Origin of the sequence: Stenotrophomonas nitritireducens (assembly GCF_001431425.1) — a bacterium.
GTDB classification, from domain to species: domain Bacteria; phylum Pseudomonadota; class Gammaproteobacteria; order Xanthomonadales; family Xanthomonadaceae; genus Stenotrophomonas; species Stenotrophomonas nitritireducens.
Genome location: NZ_LDJG01000005.1, coordinates 209,963 through 228,436 on the forward strand (window position 1 = coordinate 209,963; position 18,474 = coordinate 228,436).

General features: G+C 67.4%; 12 protein-coding genes. 5 read left to right on the plus strand and 7 right to left on the minus strand.

Features of this window, described 5'->3' with window-relative positions; genetic code table 11:
• Nucleotides 1-33: 33 nt before the first annotated feature.
• The 6 genes from ABB22_RS04700 to ABB22_RS04725 form a co-directional block, all read right to left on the minus strand.
• Entirely contained in the window at nucleotides 34-2,886 is a 2,853-nt protein-coding gene (locus tag ABB22_RS04700; protein ID WP_235504328.1) for a TonB-dependent receptor domain-containing protein, read from the minus strand.
• 548 nt (nucleotides 2,887-3,434) lie between these two features.
• The gene (locus tag ABB22_RS04705; RefSeq protein ID WP_055770884.1) at nucleotides 3,435-4,988 is read right to left on the minus strand and encodes a serine hydrolase domain-containing protein; all 1,554 of its coding nucleotides are present in this window, start codon (nucleotides 4,986-4,988) and stop codon (nucleotides 3,435-3,437) included.
• Between the two features lie 42 nt (nucleotides 4,989-5,030).
• Nucleotides 5,031-5,876 (minus strand): N-acetylmuramoyl-L-alanine amidase, encoded by an 846-nt coding sequence (locus ABB22_RS04710; RefSeq protein ID WP_082443687.1) that lies wholly within the window; start codon nucleotides 5,874-5,876, stop codon nucleotides 5,031-5,033.
• On the minus strand, nucleotides 5,873-7,081 hold the full coding sequence (lysA, locus tag ABB22_RS04715) for a diaminopimelate decarboxylase (RefSeq protein WP_235504329.1): 1,209 nt from the start codon (nucleotides 7,079-7,081) through the stop codon (nucleotides 5,873-5,875). Before lysA ends, ABB22_RS04710 begins: the two co-directional genes overlap by 4 nt.
• A gap of 165 nt (nucleotides 7,082-7,246) precedes the next feature.
• Nucleotides 7,247-10,291: a TonB-dependent receptor gene (locus tag ABB22_RS04720; RefSeq protein ID WP_055770893.1), complete on the minus strand. Its 3,045-nt coding sequence runs from the start codon at nucleotides 10,289-10,291 to the stop codon at nucleotides 7,247-7,249.
• Between the two features lie 49 nt (nucleotides 10,292-10,340).
• Complete coding sequence (locus ABB22_RS04725) at nucleotides 10,341-11,822, minus strand: transglutaminase-like domain-containing protein (RefSeq protein ID WP_057505064.1); 1,482 nt, start codon at nucleotides 11,820-11,822, stop codon at nucleotides 10,341-10,343.
• A gap of 126 nt (nucleotides 11,823-11,948) precedes the next feature.
• On the opposite strand from ABB22_RS04725, the gene ABB22_RS04730 reads away from it, so the two are divergent.
• Nucleotides 11,949-13,397, plus strand: a complete 1,449-nt coding sequence (locus ABB22_RS04730; RefSeq protein ID WP_057505065.1) for a C40 family peptidase — start codon at nucleotides 11,949-11,951, stop codon at nucleotides 13,395-13,397.
• On the plus strand, nucleotides 13,394-14,491 hold the full coding sequence (locus ABB22_RS04735; RefSeq protein ID WP_055770902.1) for a dipeptide epimerase: 1,098 nt from the start codon (nucleotides 13,394-13,396) through the stop codon (nucleotides 14,489-14,491). Before ABB22_RS04730 ends, ABB22_RS04735 begins: the two co-directional genes overlap by 4 nt.
• A gap of 412 nt (nucleotides 14,492-14,903) precedes the next feature.
• Here the strand turns inward: ABB22_RS04735 and ABB22_RS18075 are convergent, their stop codons facing one another.
• Nucleotides 14,904-15,098 (minus strand): hypothetical protein, encoded by a 195-nt coding sequence (locus ABB22_RS18075; RefSeq protein ID WP_152984035.1) that lies wholly within the window; start codon nucleotides 15,096-15,098, stop codon nucleotides 14,904-14,906.
• Nucleotides 15,099-15,299: 201 nt separating this feature from the next.
• Here ABB22_RS18075 and ABB22_RS04740 point away from each other — a divergent pair, with 201 nt between their 5' ends.
• From ABB22_RS04740 to ABB22_RS04750, 3 genes are all read left to right on the plus strand, one after another.
• Nucleotides 15,300-16,154, plus strand: coding sequence for a MurR/RpiR family transcriptional regulator (locus ABB22_RS04740; protein WP_055770904.1), 855 nt, complete (start codon nucleotides 15,300-15,302; stop codon nucleotides 16,152-16,154).
• Nucleotides 16,155-16,171: 17 nt separating this feature from the next.
• The gene (locus tag ABB22_RS04745; protein WP_055770906.1) at nucleotides 16,172-16,948 is read left to right on the plus strand and encodes a L,D-transpeptidase family protein; all 777 of its coding nucleotides are present in this window, start codon (nucleotides 16,172-16,174) and stop codon (nucleotides 16,946-16,948) included.
• A gap of 130 nt (nucleotides 16,949-17,078) precedes the next feature.
• Nucleotides 17,079-18,347 (plus strand): dicarboxylate/amino acid:cation symporter, encoded by a 1,269-nt coding sequence (locus ABB22_RS04750; RefSeq protein WP_055770908.1) that lies wholly within the window; start codon nucleotides 17,079-17,081, stop codon nucleotides 18,345-18,347.
• Nucleotides 18,348-18,474 lie beyond the last annotated feature (127 nt).

An 18,474-nucleotide genomic window follows, 5' to 3' on the forward strand; every position in this document is an offset into this window, starting at 1 on the left:
GAAAGGGGCCCGGAAACCGGGCCCCGGGGTACGTCACTGGAAGCGGTACTCCAGCAGCAGGTTGAAGGAACGGCCGCGCGGGTCGGCCACGCGCGCTTCCCAGCCGGCACCGTCGCCATCGTCCAGGTAGCGGACGGTGAACGGCGGATCGGTGTTGAGCAGGTTGCGGATGCCGAAGGTCGCCTTCAGGTTCTCCATGCCGGACCAGGTCAGGCTGTAGTTGTAGGTGACGTAGGCATCGACGTTGCCGTCCCACGCCGGCGGGGTGTAGCCGTTGACGATGCCGCCCGGCTTCCAGTCCTTGTAGCCGCCACGGTAGACCTGGGTCAGCGTCTGCGCCCAGTCGCCCTTGGCCCAGCCGAGGCTGACCGTGTGCTTCCACTTGATCGGCAGGTTGTAGTAACGCTCGTACTCGCCGACCAGGTTGTCGCTGTAGGGCAGGCTGTCGAAGGTCTTGGTCTTGAAGGTGTCCAGGTAGTTGCCGTTGAGGTGGACGTTCCAGGTGCCGCCGGCCAGGTCGCCGCGCAGGTTGGAGTCCAGCTCGATGCCGCGGGTCAGCGTGCCGCCGGTGTTGATGTAGCGCTGGTCGATGGCGATGATCTTGCCGCTGCTGTCGCGGATGAAGTTGGACGCATACAGCGGGTAGTTCGCGGTCATCGTCGACAGGTTGAAGCCGCTGCGGATCGTGTTGAGGCGCTCGATCTCCCACCAGTCGACGCTGACGTTGAAGTTGCCGTTCGGCGCCAGCACGAAGCCGACGCTGCGCTGCTTGGCCTCTTCCGGCTTCAGGTTCGGGTTGCCGCCGGTGATGATGTCCGGGCGGATCTGTTCGCTGCAGTTGGCCACGTCCGGGTTGTACTGGCCCTTCGGGCAGGTCGCCGGGTCGGCCAGGTCCAGGCCGGTGTACTGGCTCTCGGTGACGCCGCGGAACAGCTTGGCGAAGTCAGGCACCTTGAAGCCGGTGCTGTAGGAGCCGCGGAACACCAGCCAGTCGATCGGCTGCCACTTGAACGAGTACTTCGGATTGGTGGTGCCGCCGAAGCCGTCGTAACGGTCGTGGCGCACGGCCAGGTTGAGCTCGAGGCTGTCGACCACCGGCAGGTTGAACTCGGCGAACACCGCCTTGACGTTGCGCTGCTTGGGCGACATGTAGTTGGCCGCATCGCCCGGCGCGCCGAACACGAACGCGTTGCCGGCCGCCCATTCCGACGGGCCGCTGAACTCGTATTCCTCGCGGCGGATGTCCACGCCGGCCGCGGCCTGCACGTCTTCCGCGCCCCACAGCTTGAAGCCGAGGCTGCCGCTGAAGCTGGCGTCGAACGTCGTCGTGCTGGACACGCCCTTGTACAGCAGCAGGCCGCTGGCGTCGGCCGCGGCCATCGCGTCGTAGGCCGCCTTGGACTGGTCCTGGCCGGGCATCAGGAACGGGTTGAGCACGCCGTTCTTCAGCGCCGCCTTCAGCTGCGGCGTGTAGTAGTAGCCGCCGGCCAGCACCGACTGGGCGCGGCTTTCGGCGCGCGACAGGCCGATGTTGTAGTCCCAGCTGCCCACGGTGCCGGTCATGCCGAACAGCATGCGGTAGGCCTTGGTCTCGGTTTCCAGCTGGCGCGGGCCGCAGATCTCGCAGCGCCAGCGGTAGGCGATCGGGCTGCCGTAGACCAGGTTGGCCTGGTCGCCGAAGTAGGTGTGCAGCTGGTTGTAGATCGCGTCGTAGGTCGCCTTGGTGTTGGCGTTCAGTTCGTACGCGTCGAGCTGGGTTCCGGTGGCATTGATGCTGGTGGTGATCTGCTGCGCCTCGAACTGGCGCTTGGAAGTCACCTTGGAGCCCATGAACTCGGCGAAGAATTCATGGTTGTCGCCGACCTTGAACGTGGCCCGGCCGATGCCCTGCACGGTATCCACCGGCTGCTGGATGGTGCGCGCGCGGCCGTAGTCCCAGGCGCAACCGAAGCTGGCGCCCGGGCTGGCCCAGATCTTGTCGCCGTAGTCGCCCATCATGTCGCCGCCGTTCTCGCAACCGGCGCCGCCGGGCAGGCGCAGCGTATTGATGGTGGTCTTGGTCAGGCCGCTGCCAGGATCCTTCAGGCCGCCACCGATGATGCTGCCGGTGCCGCTGACGATGTTGGCGAACGGCGTGCCGCGCGTATCCGGCGACAGGCCGCGATCGGGCTGGAAGCTGTTGACGAAGTCGCGCTGGTTGCCGCGCAGGATCTTGTTCTTCTTGACGTTCAGCGCCGCCCACACGTTCCAGCGGTCGCTGTCCAGGTCGCCCCAGCCGCCGAGCAGGCTGCTGTGGTAGATGTTGCCGCCGCCTTCCTGGGTCACGTCGGCGCCGGCGCTGAGGGTGATGCCCTGGTAGTTGTTGCGGGTGATGAAGTTGATCACACCGCCGATGGCGTCGGTGCCGTACACGGCCGAGGCGCCGTCGCGCAGCACTTCCACGCGCTCGATCGCGGCGAACGGAATCGAGTTCAGGTCCACCACCTGGCCGGCCAGGCCGTGCGCGGCGACGCGGCGGCCATTGAGCAGCACCAGGGTCGCATCGGCGCCTTGGCCGCGCAGGTTGGCGCCGGAGACGCCGTTGTTGCCGCGCGTGCCGGGAGGCGCGATGCCGCTGTTGGCGGCCAGGCTGTCCGGGCCGCTGCTGGCGATGTTCAGCTGCTGCAGCAGCTGTTCGGCCGAGGTGATGCCCTGGGCCTCGATCTCGGCCTTCTGGATGATGGTGACCGGCAATGCGGCTTCGACGTCGGTGCGCTGGATGCGCGAGCCGGTGACCGAAACGCGGTCGAGGGTGCGCGCCTCCGGCGAGGTATTGCCGGCTGCGGGCTGGGTCTGGGCGAAGGCGGCCAACGGGCTGCCGAGCGCCAGCAGCAGGGCCGCGCTCAAGTGGTGAAGCCGCGGGGTACGTGACAAGGCGGACATGCTCTCTCTCTCCAAAGGGAACGCGTAACGGGGGATGCTTCGGGAACGATGCCGGCCCATTTCCATCCCCGCGTCGGCGGGGTACGGCGACCATCCATCGGTCCAACCTCAAGGGCGGCACGATTCCGCCAATCCAACCAGGATGCGCGCCACCTCCCCGGCAGCCGCACCTTTCCTTCCGTGGTTTCACTGCACCGGGGAGACTCCCTGTCCGCCGGCCTGCACCATGCCAAGCCCGACTGCAGGCCTGTCCGCCGGGATTCCCTCCTCCGCCGGTCGCATCGTGCGGACCCTTGGAAAGAAGCACCGGCCGCGCATCCGCGCCCGGTTCAACCCGGCTTCACAGCTGTTTAACACGTGCCGAATCCGGTGGTCAATAAACTATTCCCCATACCCCAAGGCTATGGAAATAAAATATTTTCGTGATGCGCCGCACAATAGAGGCCACATCCTCCATTGCCATCACGCATGACCGGTGCGGATGGCCGGCCGGCCGTGCTTCGCGGCCGCATTCACGGACAATCACCGACCCGGTGGAATTCCAGGTCCTGGTAGTCGTAGCTGAAGTCGATGTCCGGATCGATGGCGCGCAGGCGCAGGGTGCGTTGCGCTCCGTCCCCGGAAAACTCCAGCCACGCCTCCGCGTCCTCGCCCAGCCCCTGCCACTGCACCCAGGGGCGGCCAGCGGACGACATGACCCGGCCGCGCATGGCCGGCGACTTCAACGCGGTCAAAGCGATGCCCTTCCCAACGGCGCATAGCGTGACCTGACCGAACCAGGGATCGGCCCATACGCCGGCATCGGCGCCGAAATTCCGCGCCGCGACCGCGATGGCCGGCGCCATGGCCGGGCGACCATGGCCGTCGGAACGACGCTGCGCCTTTTCCCGTTCCAGCAGGCCGGCGTAATGGAGGACGTCGTGGCCCGCGGCAGGCGCGGTCTGGCGCTTGAGCAGGGCCTGCATCAGCGCGGTGCGCGCGTCCTCGCCTTCGCCGTTGATCAGGATGACCGCCCCGCTGCGCCGGTCCGGCAGCAGCGCCAGCGACGAGTACATGCCCGACAGCGTGCCGGTATGCGCCACCTTCCACTGTCCGTCCATGTCCGACAGACGCCAGCCGTAGCCGTAGGCGAGGAAGTGGGTGCCGTCCCAATCGCGCAGGCGCTGGCCGATGGGCATCGGCATGTGCGCGGTCCACAGCGCGCGGCGCTGGGTGGCGTCCAGCCAGCCTGGCACCCGCGCCGGGTCGAGCAGCGCCTGCATCCAGCGCAGCATGTCGTCGAGGCTGCAGCGCACCCCGCCGGCGGCCATCGACGGGAAATCCGCGACGACATCGCCATCGCGCCCGCCCACCACGTTGCGCCCGTCCCGGCGGTAATGCGGCTGGGCGACGTCGCCCACCGCCGCGGGCGACCACGCGCCGACCTGGCAGCGGTCCATGCCCAGCGGCGCGAAGATCTCCTGCCGCACCAGCTCCGCGTAGGGCTTGCCGCCGGCGACCGCGGCCACCTCTCCCGCCACCACGTACAGCAGGTTGTCGTAGGCGTAGTCGGCGCGGAAACTGCCGGCCGGCTTGAGGTGCGCCAGCCCGGCGATGATGTCCTGGCGGGTGAAATGGTTCGGCTCCGGCCACAGCATCAGGTCGCCGGCCCCCAGGCCCAGTCCGCTGTTGTGGATCAGCAGGTCGCGCACCTGCATGTTGCGCGTCACCCACGGGTCGTACATGCGGAACGACGGCAGGTACTTCGTCACCGGGTCGTCCCAGCGCAGGCGGCCGGCCTGCACCAGCCGCGCCAGCACCGCCGCGGTCATCGCCTTGGTATTGGAAGCGATCTTGAAAAGCGTACCGGCATCGACCGCCTTCCCTTCGCCGGCCACCAGCTCGCCACGGGTGGCGACGTGGACGATCCTGCCGTCCTCGATCACGCCGACCGCGATGCCGGGCAGCTGGTAGTGCTCGAAGGCCTGTTGCACGGCCTTGTCGTAGAACGCCGCAGCGTCCGCGGAAGCCGCCACGGCATGGGCGGTACCCGGCAGCAGGGCGAGGCATAGCAGGATTGGTTTCATCGACATGTTTCCAGTGCCCGGCGGCCCGCTCCCGTTTCGCACCTACGGCGTATTCGCCGGAACGGCCGCGGGCACGGCCGGCGATCGCAGCAGCGGACGGCTCAGGCCGTAGAGGATGCGCAGGTCCTCGGCGTCGAGCTCGGCCCCCTGGCTGCGCATGCCACGGAAATGATGGCGGAAGGACTGGAGCGCGTTGGCGCGGTCGTCGAGCGGATAGCCGATCGCCGCCATCGCCAGCCAGCCATCGAACTCCGGCGGCGGATCGCCCGCGGCCGGGTCGGGCCAGATGCCGAAGCCGGCGTCGTGCAGGCGTTTCCACGGGAACAACGGGCCCGGGTCGATCTTGCGTCCCGGCGCCAGATCCTCGTGGCCGATGACCTGCTCGCGCGGGATGCCCTGGCGCCGGGTCACGTCGTCCAGCAGCACGATCAGCTTCTCGATCTGCACGTCCGGAAAGGGCGTATAGCCGTCGTTGTCGATCTCGATGCCGATCGACGCCGAGTTGAGATCGGTGATGGTGCCCCAGCGGCCATCGCCCGCGTGCCAGGCACGCTTGTCTTCATCGACCAGCTGGTACAGCGTGCCGTCCTTGCCCAGCAGGTAATGCGCGCTGACCGGGCCGTTGCTGTTGGCGGTCTGCAGCGTGCGCAGGCTGCCCTCGGCGGTCTTGCCGGCGGTGTAGTGCAGCACCACCACCACCGGTCGGCGCGTGTCGAAGTTGGGCGAGCGTTCCCACTTCGCCAGCGGATTGTGGTGCGCGCAGGCGGACAGGAGCAGGAACGAGAGGAGCAGCGCGAGGGACGAGAGGGTGCGGAAAGCCCGCTGCCCGCCTGTCACCCGGCTCCCATTCGTTGCTGGTTCCTCCACGCGGGTTCCTCGCTTCTTCATGCTTTTCTCCAATCGGCAGCCGGCTGCTCGCCGGCCAGCATCTCGTCGAAGCTCTGGCGGCGGCGCACCACCGCATAGCGCTCTCCGTCCACCAGCACCTCGGCCGGCAACGGACGCGAGTTGTAGGTCGATCCCATCGACGCGCCATAGGCGCCGGTGCCGAGGATCGCGACCAGGTCGCCGGCTTCGCAGCGCGGCAGTTCGCGCGCGGTGGCGAAGGTGTCGCCGGTCTCGCAGACCGGCCCCACGACGTCGTAGACGGCGGTTTCGCGGCCGGCCGCGGCGCCCACCGGCACGATGTCGTGCCAGGCGTCGTACAGGCTGGGACGCAGCAGGTCGTTCATGGCCGCGTCCAGCACCAGGAAGCTGCGCGCCTGGCCATGCTTCTCCAGCAGCACGCGGGTCAGCAGGATGCCGGCCTCGGCCACCAGCCAGCGGCCCGGCTCGACCAGGATGCGCCCGCCGAAGCCGGCCAGCGCCTGGCGGATCGCATCGGCGTACTCGCGCGCATCCGGCGCCTGTTCGCCCTCGCGGTAGCGCACGCCCAGTCCGCCGCCGACATCGATGCTGGCGATGGCGTGGCCGGCGGCCGCCAGTTCCTTCCAGAACGCGGCCATGCGCGCCAGCGCCTCGCGCACCGGGTCCAGGCTCAACAGCTGCGAGCCGATGTGCATGTGCAGCCCGTCCAGGCGCACGTCGGGCCATTGCGCCTTCGCATCGAACCAGGCGCGCGCCTCGGCGATGGAGACGCCGAACTTGTTCTCGGCCTTGCCGGTGGAGATCTTGGCGTGGGTTTTGGCGTCCACGTCCGGATTGATCCGTACCGAGGCGACGGCGGTGACGCCGCGCGCCGCGGCGATGCGCTGGATGGCATCGAGCTCGGCGCGGGACTCGATGTTGAAGCGGCCGATGCCCACGTCCAGCGCCAGCGCGATCTCCGCGTCGGACTTGCCCACGCCGGAGAACACGATGTCGGACGCCGCGATGCCGGCCCTCAGCGCCCGCTCCAGTTCGCCGCCGGAGACGATGTCCGCCCCGGCGCCCTCTTCGGCCAGCAGGCGCAGCACGGCGCCGTTGCCATTGGCCTTCACCGCGTAGCGGATGCCGGCGTCCAGGCCCGCGAGCGCGTCGCGCAGCGCGCGCACCCGCTGGCGCATGGCCGGTGCGGAATAGACGTACAACGGCGTGCCCTCACGGGCAGCCAAACCCGGCAGATCCGCCTGCCTGAACGCATCCGGCAAAGCGTACCCGCCGTTTCGTGTGAATCCCTGATCCAAGGCATTGCTCCAGAAAAAAAGATGGCGGCCCCATGCACGGGCCGCCAGAGGAGAACTCAGTAACGCAGTTGCATCGTCATTGCCGTGGCCGGATCAGAAGTTCCAGGCCACGACCAGTTGTGCGTAACGCGGGGACTGCCAGCGGGTGCCGGTGCCGAAAGTGTCACGCATGACACCCGGCTGGCCTTCGTAACGTGCCGCCACGTTGATCACCTCCTGCTTGTTGAGCAGGTTGTAGACCGACAGGGTGGCCTTCAGGTCGATGCCTTCCACCGGCAGCGTCCATACCACGTTGGCGCCGAGGTTATAGACCCACGGCATACGGCCAAAATCGCCGCGACCGGAATACTTGTACACGCGGTCCTTATAGGTATAGGGAAGCTTGGTAACCGGATCGTTGCCGCTACATTTTTCCACGCACAGCCAACCGGTACCGCCACCGCTGCCGGTGCTGGTGTAGCTGGCCACGGCGCGGTCCTCATCCGGCCAGGTCACGCCGAACGCGGTGATCGGGCCGCCGGACAGTGCGGTGAAGGTGGTGCCGAAGGACCACATGTCGTTGAGCTTGAAGCTGCCACGCAGTTTGATCTGGTGGCGGTGGTCGTTGAACAGATCGCCGTAGCGCTGGTTGTTGGCCGGGTGGTCCCAATGCTGGACCATGCCGGTGTCGGCGTAGTTGGTGTCCGAGTTGACCGGGCCCTCGTGGTTGCCCGAGGACTTGGACCACAGGTAGGAGGCATTGAACGCCCACTTGTCGTCCCACGCACGGTCAATCTGGAACTCCATCGACTTGTAGGTGCGCTTGGGCTTGGAGTAACCGATATTCCGGTTGCTGCCCAGGGTCATATAGCCTTCCTTGGAGGTGTCGATCGTCACCCAGCCATCCTCGGCGCAACCCATCGCCTTGGTGCCCCACAGTGTCAGTTTGTCGCCCGGGTTGGCGATCGGCCACAGGTTGCCATGGCGCGTGCCGCACAGCGCGTTGATGAGCATGTCGTCCATCGCGTTCGGCATGCGCCGGTAGGTACCGGTGACGCCCCACGACCAGGCCTGGTTGATCATGCTCTGGAAGCCGAGGATCGCCTCGTCCTGGTAGACCGCATCCAGGTTGCGGTCCACGCTCTGCCGCAGGTCCTGGACAAGGATGTTCTGCGATTTGTCGACCGGACCGATCTGCGCCCCGATGACCGGTGCCATGTACGGCGCGCCGGTAACCGGGTTGGTTTCCTGGCGCCAGCCATCCAGCGCGTAGTAGGTGTACTCGTCGAGCAGGCCGCCGGCGAAGTTGTAGCTCAGGATGCTCGGGATCGGCATGTAGTAGCGCCCGAGGTTGCCGAACAGCTTGGTGCTGCCATCACCCTTCATGTCCCAGGAGAAGCCCAGACGCGGCGAGAACAGGTTGTCCTGCTTGGTGAAGGTCGTCCCCACCGTGGTCATGTTCTCGAAGTTGTCCATGCGCACGCCCAGATTCAGCATCAGGTACGGCGTGACGTTCCAGTTGTCTTCCAGGTAGAAGGCGCTGGCCTTGATATCGAACACACCTCCGTCCGAACGCTCGCGGGCGCGCAGGATCGCATTCACGCCGTTCGGCACCACGGAGCCGTTGTCGAGCAGATTCCCCGGCTTGGTCCCGTAAGCGGTGTAGTACTTGCGGGTCGGCCCCGGGTAGACCGTCCTGCGGTCAGTCGTCATCAACTCGTGGTCCCAGCCGAAGCGCAGCTGGTGGTCGCCCAGAACCCATTCGAAATCCAGTCGCTTGGCGGTCCGCTCATCTTCGTGGTTGACGACCGTGCCGCCCGGGTGGCAGCCCAGCACCGGGCTGCCCATCGCCCGGTAGATCGCGCCGTAGCTGGAGTTTTCATAGCTGACGTAGTCGCACTGGGCATCCGCCGGCGAGCGGTTGTAGCTGCTGCTGCGATTGATGCCGTACATCGCCTTGGCGGTAAAGTTCTCGCCAAAATGCCCGGTATAGGTCGCCGAACCACTGGTGCCGCCACTGGAGGAACTGGACTGGCTGGGCGGCGCACTGCCGCGGGTGCCGCTGGCGAAATCGTAGGTATATATCTCGGCGTCGCTATCACCCTCGTCGGAGAACGCCATCAGCTCCAGCAGGTGGTTGTCGGTGATGTTCCAATCCAGCTTGGTTCCCCAGAAGCCGTTGTCGGACGTGCTCTGGGTCCAACTGCTGCCCGCCGAGCTGCTGCTGCCGGCCTTGCTGTCGCGCTGCTCGTACATGGCGAACAGGAACAGCCTGTCCTTCACGATCGGGCCGGAGCCCCAGACGTTGGTCTTGGTGAAGCTGCGGGTGTTGTGGCTGGAGAGAACGTTGACGCGGCCATCGTCGTAGAAGTGATCGTCTGCCCTGGAACGCCAGGCCGACGGTTCGAACGTCACCGTCGCCCCTCCCTTGAACTCGTTGCTGCCCGAGCGGCTGACCGCGTTGATCACGCCGCCGGTGGAGCGGCCGAATTCGGCGGAATAGCCGCCGGTCTTGATCTGGAACTCCTGGAAGAACGCGAAGGGCGCCGCGGAGAAGCTCTGCCGTTTGTAGAAATCGGTGACGTTCAGGCCGTTGATGAACACCGAATTCTCGGCCACCGACGAACCACCGAAGGAGATGCCGCCGAACGACGAGTTGCCGCTGATCACCCCCGGCGCGAGCAGGGCGACCGACGACAGGTCCTGCGCCACTGGCATGCGCGCCAGCTCCTCGCGGTTGATGTTGAACGAGGACTCGGTGGAGTGCACATCCACCCGGTTGACGATGCGCGAACCCACCACCTGCACCGAATCCAGGGTCACCGCTCCGGCGTCGCCGCCGCCGAGATTGACCGTGGTGGTGCCGCCCAGCGATACGTTGACCGCTACCGGCTCCTTGTCGCTCTGTCCGTCGCGCTTGACCGTCAGGCTGTAGTCGCCGACCGGCAGCTGGCTCAACCGGTAGCCGCCATCGCGGCCGACGGTCACCGTGCGGGTCAGTCCCGTGGCCGTGTTGGTGATGGTGATCTGGTCACCGGAGTTGGCGCGGCCCGCAATGGCGCCGGTAGCGCTCTGCGCCATGACGGCAGGCGCCAGCGCCCCGAGGCACGCCCCCAATGCGACGCTGAGCGCCGCCTTCTTCAGCATTTTCGTGTTCATCCCCTGCCCTCTCCTGCAGTGTTGTGAATTACAGCGGTTTGACGGACTTTCAGCCCTCCGGCGGCGCCAGTACCTGCCACTGGAAGTCGTAGTTCCATTGATCGAAGTAGAGATTGCCACCGGCCCATTCGGCCTCGCCGCGCTGCGAGTCCACGGTTTCGGAACGGAAGTGCCGCTTGGCCGGTACCAGCGGCTGCGCGTAGTCGTCGTTGAAGGCGATGCGGTAGGCGTCCAGGCCGCCGAAGTAGAAGTCGCGCACTGCCGGCACCGGGCTGTCGAGCGCGCCGGTGGTCACGTCCATCGGCACCCAGCCGTAGGGCGCCAGGTACAGCGCGCCCCAGTCGTGCAGATTGCTGTAACCGGTGTCGTTGTCCGAATACACCATGCCCGACTGCCAGCGCGCGGGAATGCCGTTCAGGCGCAGCAGGCTCATCAGCAGCAGCGTCTGCTGCCCGCAGTCGGCGTGATTGGAGTGCAGCGCGTAGTCGCTGATGTTGCCGATGGTCGAGTACTCGCGCGCGCCGCCCCAGGGAATGCGGTCGACCGCATCGAACAGCCTGCGCGCGATCCGGTACGGATTGGTCTCATCGCCCACCACGCGCCGCGAGAACTCGCGCAGCGCCGGGGTGAACACGATGTGCGGCGCACGCTCGGCCAGGTAGGGCGCCAGCGCCGGATCGTCGGGGGTGGGCCGCACCGCATCCGGGTCGATGGCGAAATGGCGCGCATGCACCGTGACTTCGTAACTGACCGAGAACTCGGTCGGCGTGCCGGCCACCGCCTTGCGCTCCAGGTAGGCGGTGCGCTGCAGCGTCGCTTCCGGCGCGACCTGCGCACCGGCCGGCACGCTGCCCAGCCAGCGGATGCCTTCCTGCTGGCCGGGAATGGCGCGCGGATACGGGATCCAGGCGCGCACGGTCTCGCCCGCCGGTACCGCATCGGCCTTGACCGTGAGCGACTGGGTGACGCGCACCCGCCGCGGCGCGACGCTGGTGGCGCCGGCCTGCGCGGCCTTGAGCGCTTCGAGGTGATGCGGCGTGACCACTTCGAACGGACCGGGCGCCGGCGGCTTGATCGTCGGCGAACGCCGCGCGACGGCAGCATCGCTGACCAGGAACAGGTTCGAAGGCGCGCGGTTGAACCAGCGGCGCTGGCCATCGATGTCCAGGTGTTCGATCAGCCCGGCTTCGTCCCAGGCGCGGAACTCGTCTTCGCGCAGATCGGGGATATGGCGGCGCACCGCTGCCATCGCGCGCTCGCGGTCCAGGCTGAAATCCAGCCGCATGCGGCGCATGCGCTCGCGCTGGAACAGCCAGGCGTCGCGCTGCGCGTCGTCCAGCGCCGGCTGCTGCAACGCAGCGTCGATCTGCGCGCTGGCGCCGGCGAAGTCGCCGCGGTCCACGCGCGCGGCCAGTTGTTCCAGCGTGTCGGCAGCGCCCGCGATGGCCGGCAACAGGCACAGCAGGCCGGCCATGAGCCGATACCGGGCAGGCCTGAAAGCGACTGGGACTTGGCGCAATGCTGGATCCACGGCAACACTTCCACGAACACGCGGGATAACGGTTGTGTAACACGCATGCGACAGCGGGTCAATAATTTATTCTTGATTTCACGGAAGAAAGGAATAAGTATTCCATTGCATCCAGAGGGAGTCCCCATGAACGCCATTCCCGCCCGGCCCCGCCGCCGGCGCCTCGCCCGGGCCTGCTGGTCCTTCCTGCTTGCCGCGCCGCTGTGCGCGGGGCCGGCCTTCGCGCTCGGCGCGGCCAGCGCTTCGGCGCAGGACTACGCCGGCGTGATCGGCCTGCGCGAGGACTACCTCTCGGCCGCGCACTGGATCGCCCAGCTGTCCGATCCGGACCGGGTGATCCTCGACCGCGCCGGCATCGCCGCGCAGAACGCGCGCATGCGCCAGCTCGACGGCTCCATCCACGACCTGCGCGCCCTGCCCGCCACCGTGACCCGCAGCTTCGTGCGCGGGCAGATCGAGGCGATTTCGCGTCCGCCGACCCGCACGCTGTATGACGTGCAGGGCAAGGAAATCGGCGCGGCGCAGCTGCGCGCCATTACCGACAACCTCGCGCTCGGCCGCGTCGCCGACAAGCGCCCGCTGCAGTACGGCCTGGTCGTGCACCGCGCCGCGCTGCGCGCCTTCCCCACCGGCCTGCGCGCGTTCTCCAGCAGCGACGACACCGACATCGACCGCTTCCAGGAATCGGCGCTGTTCCCCGGCGACGCCGTGGCGGTACTGCACGAAAGCGCGGACGGCGACTGGCTGTTCGTCGCCAGCGAGCGCTATGTGGCCTGGGTCGAGAAGCGCTTCGTCGGCATCGGCGACGCCGCGCAGGTCTTCGGCTACGGCGCCGGCGGCCCGCACCGGGTGATCACCGGCGCCACCGCCACCACCGCCTATACGCCGGAGGAACCGCGCGTCTCGCGCCTGCAGCTGGACATGGGCGTGCGCGTGCCGGTACTGGCCGACTGGCCGGCGCTGGAACCGGTCAACGGCCAGCAGGGCCATGCCGCGCATGTCATCCAGTTGCCGGTACGCAACGACGACGGCAGCCTGGCGCTGGTGCCGGCGCTGCTGCCGCGTTCGCAGGACAGCAGCGACGACTACCTGGCGCTGACCCCGCGCAACCTGCTCGACCAGGCCTTCAAATTCCTTGGCGAACGCTACGGCTGGGGCCACTCCTACGACACCCGCGACTGCAGCGGCTTCGTCTCCGAGGTCTACCGCAGCTTCGGCGTGCTGCTGCCGCGCAACACCAGCGCGCAGGCGGTGAGCCCGGCGCTGGACCGCATCGCCTTCGGCGAGAAGGACGGCAAGGCCCGGCGCGACGCGGCAGTGGACGCGCTGCAGGTCGGCGACCTGGTCTACATCCCCGGCCATGTGATGATGACCATCGGCCATGCCGACGGCATGGCCTGGATGATCCACGATACCTCCGGTGGCAGCTGGTTCGCCGCCGACGGCAAGCGGGTTCCCGCCCACCTCAATGGCGTCTCGGTGACGCCGCTGCAGCCGATGATGGCCAGCGACACCGCCAGCTACGTCGACCGCATCACCAACATCCAGCGTATCCGCCCGCATACCGCCAAATGAAGATCACCGACATCGAACTGGGCATGCTGCGCGTGCCCCTGAAAACCCCGTTCAAGACCGCGCTGCGCACCGTCGAATCGGTCGAGGACATCGTGGTACTGGTGCGCACCGACAGCGGCCACACCGGCTACGGCGAGGCGCCGGCCACCGCGGTGATCACCGGCGACACACACGGCTCGATCATCGAAGCCATCAACAACTTCATCAAGCCGCGCCTGATCGGCGAGGACATCGCCAACCTCAACCGCATCTGCGGGCTGGTGCAGTCCTCGCTGGAGCGCAATACCAGCGCCAAGGCGGCGGTGGAGATCGCCATCTACGACCTGTGGGCGCAGCTGCACGGCGCACCGCTGTACCAGATGCTCGGCGGCGGCGACCCGGTGATCACCACCGACATCACCATCAGCGTGGACTACATCGACAAGATGGTGGCCGACTCGCTGTCGGCGATCGAACGCGGCTTCGAGTCGCTGAAGATCAAGGTCGGCAAGGACATCGGCCTGGATATCGAGCGGGTCAAGGCGATCCATGCCGCGGTCGAAGGGCGCGCCCTGCTGCGCCTGGACGCCAACCAGGGCTGGACCGCCAAGCAGGCGGTCTACGCCATGAACGCGCTGGAGAACGCCGGCGTGGTGCTGGAACTGCTGGAGCAGCCGGTCAAGGCCGCCGACATCGACGGCATGAAGTACGTCACCGAGCGGGTCAACACGCCGGTGATGGCCGACGAGAGCGTGTTCGGCCCGCACCAGGTGTTCGACCTGATCCACCAGCGCGCGGCGGACATCATCAACATCAAGCTGATGAAGACCGGCGGCCTCTCCAACGCGATCAAGGTCGCCGACATCGCTTCGCTGTACGGCATCCCCTGCATGATCGGCTGCATGCTCGAGTCGAGCATCAGCGTTGCCGCAGCGGTGCACCTGGCGGTGGCCAAGGCGGGCGCGATCACCAAGGTGGACCTGGACGGACCATCACTGAGCCTGTTCAACCCGGTCAATGGCGGGGTGATCTTCAACGAATCGGAGATCAGCATCACCGATGCGCCGGGGCTGGGCATCACCGAGGTACGCGGGCTGGAGATGCTGAAGGCATGACCGGCATGGCGACGGCAACCCACCTTGTTGCTGTCGCCCTTCCTCCCGGGTGCACCGCACCCGAGGAAGCCAGGAAAAATGCCCCTGCCCCTGCCCCTGCCCTTGCCCTTGCCCTTGCCCTTGCCGTTGCCGTTGCCGTTGCCGTTGCCCGTGATTTTGCCCTTCGGCTTTTGACCTTCCCGGCCGTAGAGCGAGCCGAGCACCGCAGCGGGCCGAGGGGCGAAGAGGCGCACGTGTCTGAGCGAAGCGAGTTGTGCGCCGTCCCCTCGGCACGCGAGGAGCGCAGGGGACCGGCGGGCGCAGCCCGACGGATCGCGGCCCGGCCCGTGTTTCTTTGGGCTACCTTTTCTTTGCACGAGCAAAGAAAAGTAGCTCGCACCCCGAAAGGGGGGCGAAAGCTCTTGATCCTGCTTCAGCCGTTACTCCAGCTTTTCAATACAAACGACAACAGCCAAAGCACCGGCACAAAGCCAAAGCTGAAGCTTGAAAGCAGAGCTTTCACTCCTGCTTCGCAGGAGCGAGCCACCTTGACCAGCCATTCGGCTGTTGAAAAAGCCCCTCTTTGCTCGTGCAAAGAAACGTGGCCCAAAGAAAGCACGACGTGCATCCATGCACGTCGCCCCTCCCGGGGCCTTATCCGTCGGCTCCGTCGCTGCGGAGGGGAACCCGGAAAGTCAAAAGCCGGAACAACAACCGAAGCACAAGCAACAACCTCAGTATTCCCTGCACTCTCGGCATCGCGCCGAAAGACCTTACGACCCCCAGCAAATCCTTTTAGAGTCACCCCATCACAGCCGACATCCCACCCATGCCACCCCTGGTAAAAATCCGCTCCGAACGCGAACAGATGTCAGCGATCGAACGGCGCATCGCCGACTTCATCCTCGACAACGCCCACCTGCTGCGCGACTACTCGTCCCAGCAGCTCGCCAACGCCCTGGGCATCAGCCAGTCGAGCGTGGTCAAGTTCAGCCAGAAACTGGGGTTCAAGGGCTACCCGGACCTGAAATACTCGGTCGGCGCGGCGGTGGCGCTGGCCAACAACAGCAACGGCGACGTCACCGAATGGCCGCCGGAGAGCGACCCGCACGGCTATCTGCAGGTCGCCGACGGCCTGCGCCGCAGCAAGGCCGCGGCCGAGGAGGAGACCCGCGTCGCCAATCCGCAGGAGGAAGTCGAGGCGGTGATCGCGCTGATCGACGCCGCGCCCAAGGTGTTCGTCTACGGCCTGGGCGACGACGGCCTGTACGCGCGCGAGTTCGCCATGCGCCTGGCGCTGCTGGGCATCCTCACCGTGCAGCACGCCGACCCGATCCTGATGACCGCCAACCTGTCGGCCGCGCGTCCCGGCGACGTGCTGCTGGTGTTCTCCGAATTCGGCAAGCTGCCACAACTGTGGCAGCTTTCGCGCCAGTTCCAGGAAATGGGCGGAAAGGTCGTCTCGATCACCCGCCACACCGCCAACCCGCTGCGCGCGCACGCCGATGCCTCGCTGGCGATCTGCGCGCACGACCCGCAGCCGCCGGTGGCGCAACTGCTGTACCGTTGTTCGCTGCAGTACCTGCTGGATTTCGTGTTCGTGCTGCTGTGCCATGCCAACTCCGACCGCCAGCGCCAACTGGCGTTGAACCAGGAACGCATCCAGCAGTTGATCGACAACTGATAGCCGGAGCCGTCGCCATGTCTTCCCTGTTACGTTCCTTCGCCCGGCGCCTGCTGCCGTCGCTGTCCGCCATGGCCCTGATCGGCGCCGCCTCCGCCGCGCCGCCGGACACGCCGGTGCACGACGCGCGCCAGTTGGTGGTCGTCACCACCCCGTCGTGGGACACGCCGTCGGGCCACCTGCAGGCCTACGAACGCACCGCCGATGGCTGGCGCGCGCATGGCGCCGGCTTCGACGTGGCGCTCGGCCGCAACGGCAGCGCCTGGGGACTGGGCCGGCATCCGGCGCAGCAGGACGGCCCGCAGAAACGCGAGGGCGATGGCCGCAGCCCGGCCGGCGTGTTCGGCATCGGCGAGGCCTTCGGCTACGCGCCGCGCATCGACAGCGCGATGCCCTACCAGCCGATGCTGGCCACCAGCTACTGCATGGATGTCCCCGATTCGCCGCTGTACAACCGCATCGTCGATGCCGAGGCCGTGGGCAGCGACGCCGTGGAGGGCTCCAGCGAGCCGATGCGCCTGGACCTGCACAACAAAGGCGACCGCCGCTACCGCGAAGGCTTCGTGATCGAGCACAACCCCAGGGCCGAGCCCGGCCAGGGCAGCTGCATCTTCGCCCACCTGTGGCGGCAGAGCGGCGAGGCGACCGCCGGCTGCACCGCGATGGAACCGGAGCGCATGGAAGCCCTGCTCGGCTGGCTGGACCCGGCGGCGCATCCGCTGTTCGTGCTGCTGCCCGAGGCGGACTACGCGCGCCTGCACGAAAGCTGGGACCTGCCGGCGCGCATGCCCTAGGAGCGCTGCTGCCAGGCGACGACGTGTTCCCGTTCCAATCCCCGCGCATGGATGTGCGGCCATGGCAGAGCGATCTGCATGAAGCCCCGCCGCGCATCGCGGCGCGTTCCCACCCCCTTTACTGGCATCCATGACCACATCCACCCGACGCTTCCGGCTCTCCGCTCCCGTCAAAGTGCTGATCTCGCTGCTGGTCGGCGCGGTGGTCGGCCTCACGCTCACCCATCACGACCCGGTGCTCGCGCTGCAGGTCGCCGACTTCGCCCGGCCGATCGGCCGCCTGTGGCTCAACGCGCTGCAGATGACGGTGGTGCCGCTGGTTACCGCGCTGGTGATCGTCGGCGTCAACACCGCCAGCAACGCCGCCGCGTCCGGGCGTACCGCGCGCAACGCGATCCTGGTGTTCATCGTGCTGCTGGTCGCCGCGGCCAGCTTCTCGGCGGTGATCACGCCGGCGCTGCTCGGGCTGGTGCCGCACGACAGCGCCACCATGCAGACCTTCCGCGCCGCCCTGCATGCGCCGGAGAACCTGTCCAAGGCGCCGAGCGCCGCGCAGTGGATCTCCTCGCTGATCCCCAGCAACGTGCTGGCCGTGGCCTCGGCCAACGCGATGCTGCCACTGGTGGTGTTCGCCATGTTCTTCGGCTTCGCGCTGAGCCGGCAGGACACCGAGCGCCGCGACCGCATCCTGGAGATCATCAAGATCGTCGGCGACACCATGATCACCATCGTGCGCTGGGTGCTGTGGGCCGCACCGCTGGGCGTGTTCGCGCTGGTGCTGGTGGTCTGCGCCGAGGTCGGCATGAGCGTGCTCGGCATCCTCGGCTACTACATCCTGCTGATGTGCGTGGTCTACATCCTGATCACCCTGCTGCTGTACGTGGTGGCGATGCTGGCCGCGCGCGAGGGCCTGCGCCGCTTCGCCGCCGCGCTGGTGCCGGTGCAGGTCATCGCCGGCAGCACACAGTCGTCGCTGGCCTCGCTGCCGGCGATGATCGACAGCGCGCGCAACCGCCTGGGCTACCCCGCCGCGCTGACTTCGCTGGTGCTGCCGATGGCGGTCTCGCTGTTCCGCGTGACCAGCCCCGCGCAGTACATCGCCGTGGCCAGCTTCATCGCCTGGCTGTACGGCATCGACATCACCTTCTCCCAGTACGCGGTGGCGGTGCTGCTGGCCGCGGCCATCAGCATGGGTTCCACCGGCCTGCCGGGCCAGGCCAACTTCATGACCAACAACATGCCGGTCACCCAGAGCATGGGCCTGCCGGTGGAACCGCTGGGCGTGCTGCTGGCGGTGGATACCATTCCCGACGTGTTCTGCACCATCGGCAACACCACCGGCGACATGACCGCGACCTCGATCGTGGCCAAGCGCATGGCGCCGCCCGACGAGGCCTGACCTCGCCGCGGAACGCGGGGCAGCCACTGCCCCGCATCGTCGCGCGAGTCCCTCCGCGCGGCCCACGGCGCCGTGATGGCATGGCCTGGCGTGCCTCGCATGCCGCCTTCGCCTAAGGTGTGGCCTG

Bases quoted from the DNA above. Each gene is read 5' to 3' on its own strand.
- ABB22_RS04735 (WP_055770902.1), top strand. From the start codon at position 13,394: ATGAAGATCACCGACATCGAACTGGGCATGCTGCGCGTGCCCCTGAAA.
- ABB22_RS04745 (WP_055770906.1), top strand. From the start codon at position 16,172: ATGTCTTCCCTGTTACGTTCCTTCGCCCGGCGCCTGCTGCCGTCGCTG.
- ABB22_RS04720 (WP_055770893.1), bottom strand. From the start codon at position 10,291: ATGAACACGAAAATGCTGAAGAAGGCGGCGCTCAGCGTCGCATTGGGG.
- ABB22_RS04750 (WP_055770908.1), top strand. From the start codon at position 17,079: ATGACCACATCCACCCGACGCTTCCGGCTCTCCGCTCCCGTCAAAGTG.
- ABB22_RS04740 (WP_055770904.1), top strand. From the start codon at position 15,300: ATGCCACCCCTGGTAAAAATCCGCTCCGAACGCGAACAGATGTCAGCG.
- ABB22_RS18075 (WP_152984035.1), bottom strand. From the start codon at position 15,098: ATGCACGTCGTGCTTTCTTTGGGCCACGTTTCTTTGCACGAGCAAAGA.
- ABB22_RS04705 (WP_055770884.1), bottom strand. From the start codon at position 4,988: ATGAAACCAATCCTGCTATGCCTCGCCCTGCTGCCGGGTACCGCCCAT.
- ABB22_RS04710 (WP_082443687.1), bottom strand. From the start codon at position 5,876: ATGAAGAAGCGAGGAACCCGCGTGGAGGAACCAGCAACGAATGGGAGC.
- ABB22_RS04730 (WP_057505065.1), top strand. From the start codon at position 11,949: ATGAACGCCATTCCCGCCCGGCCCCGCCGCCGGCGCCTCGCCCGGGCC.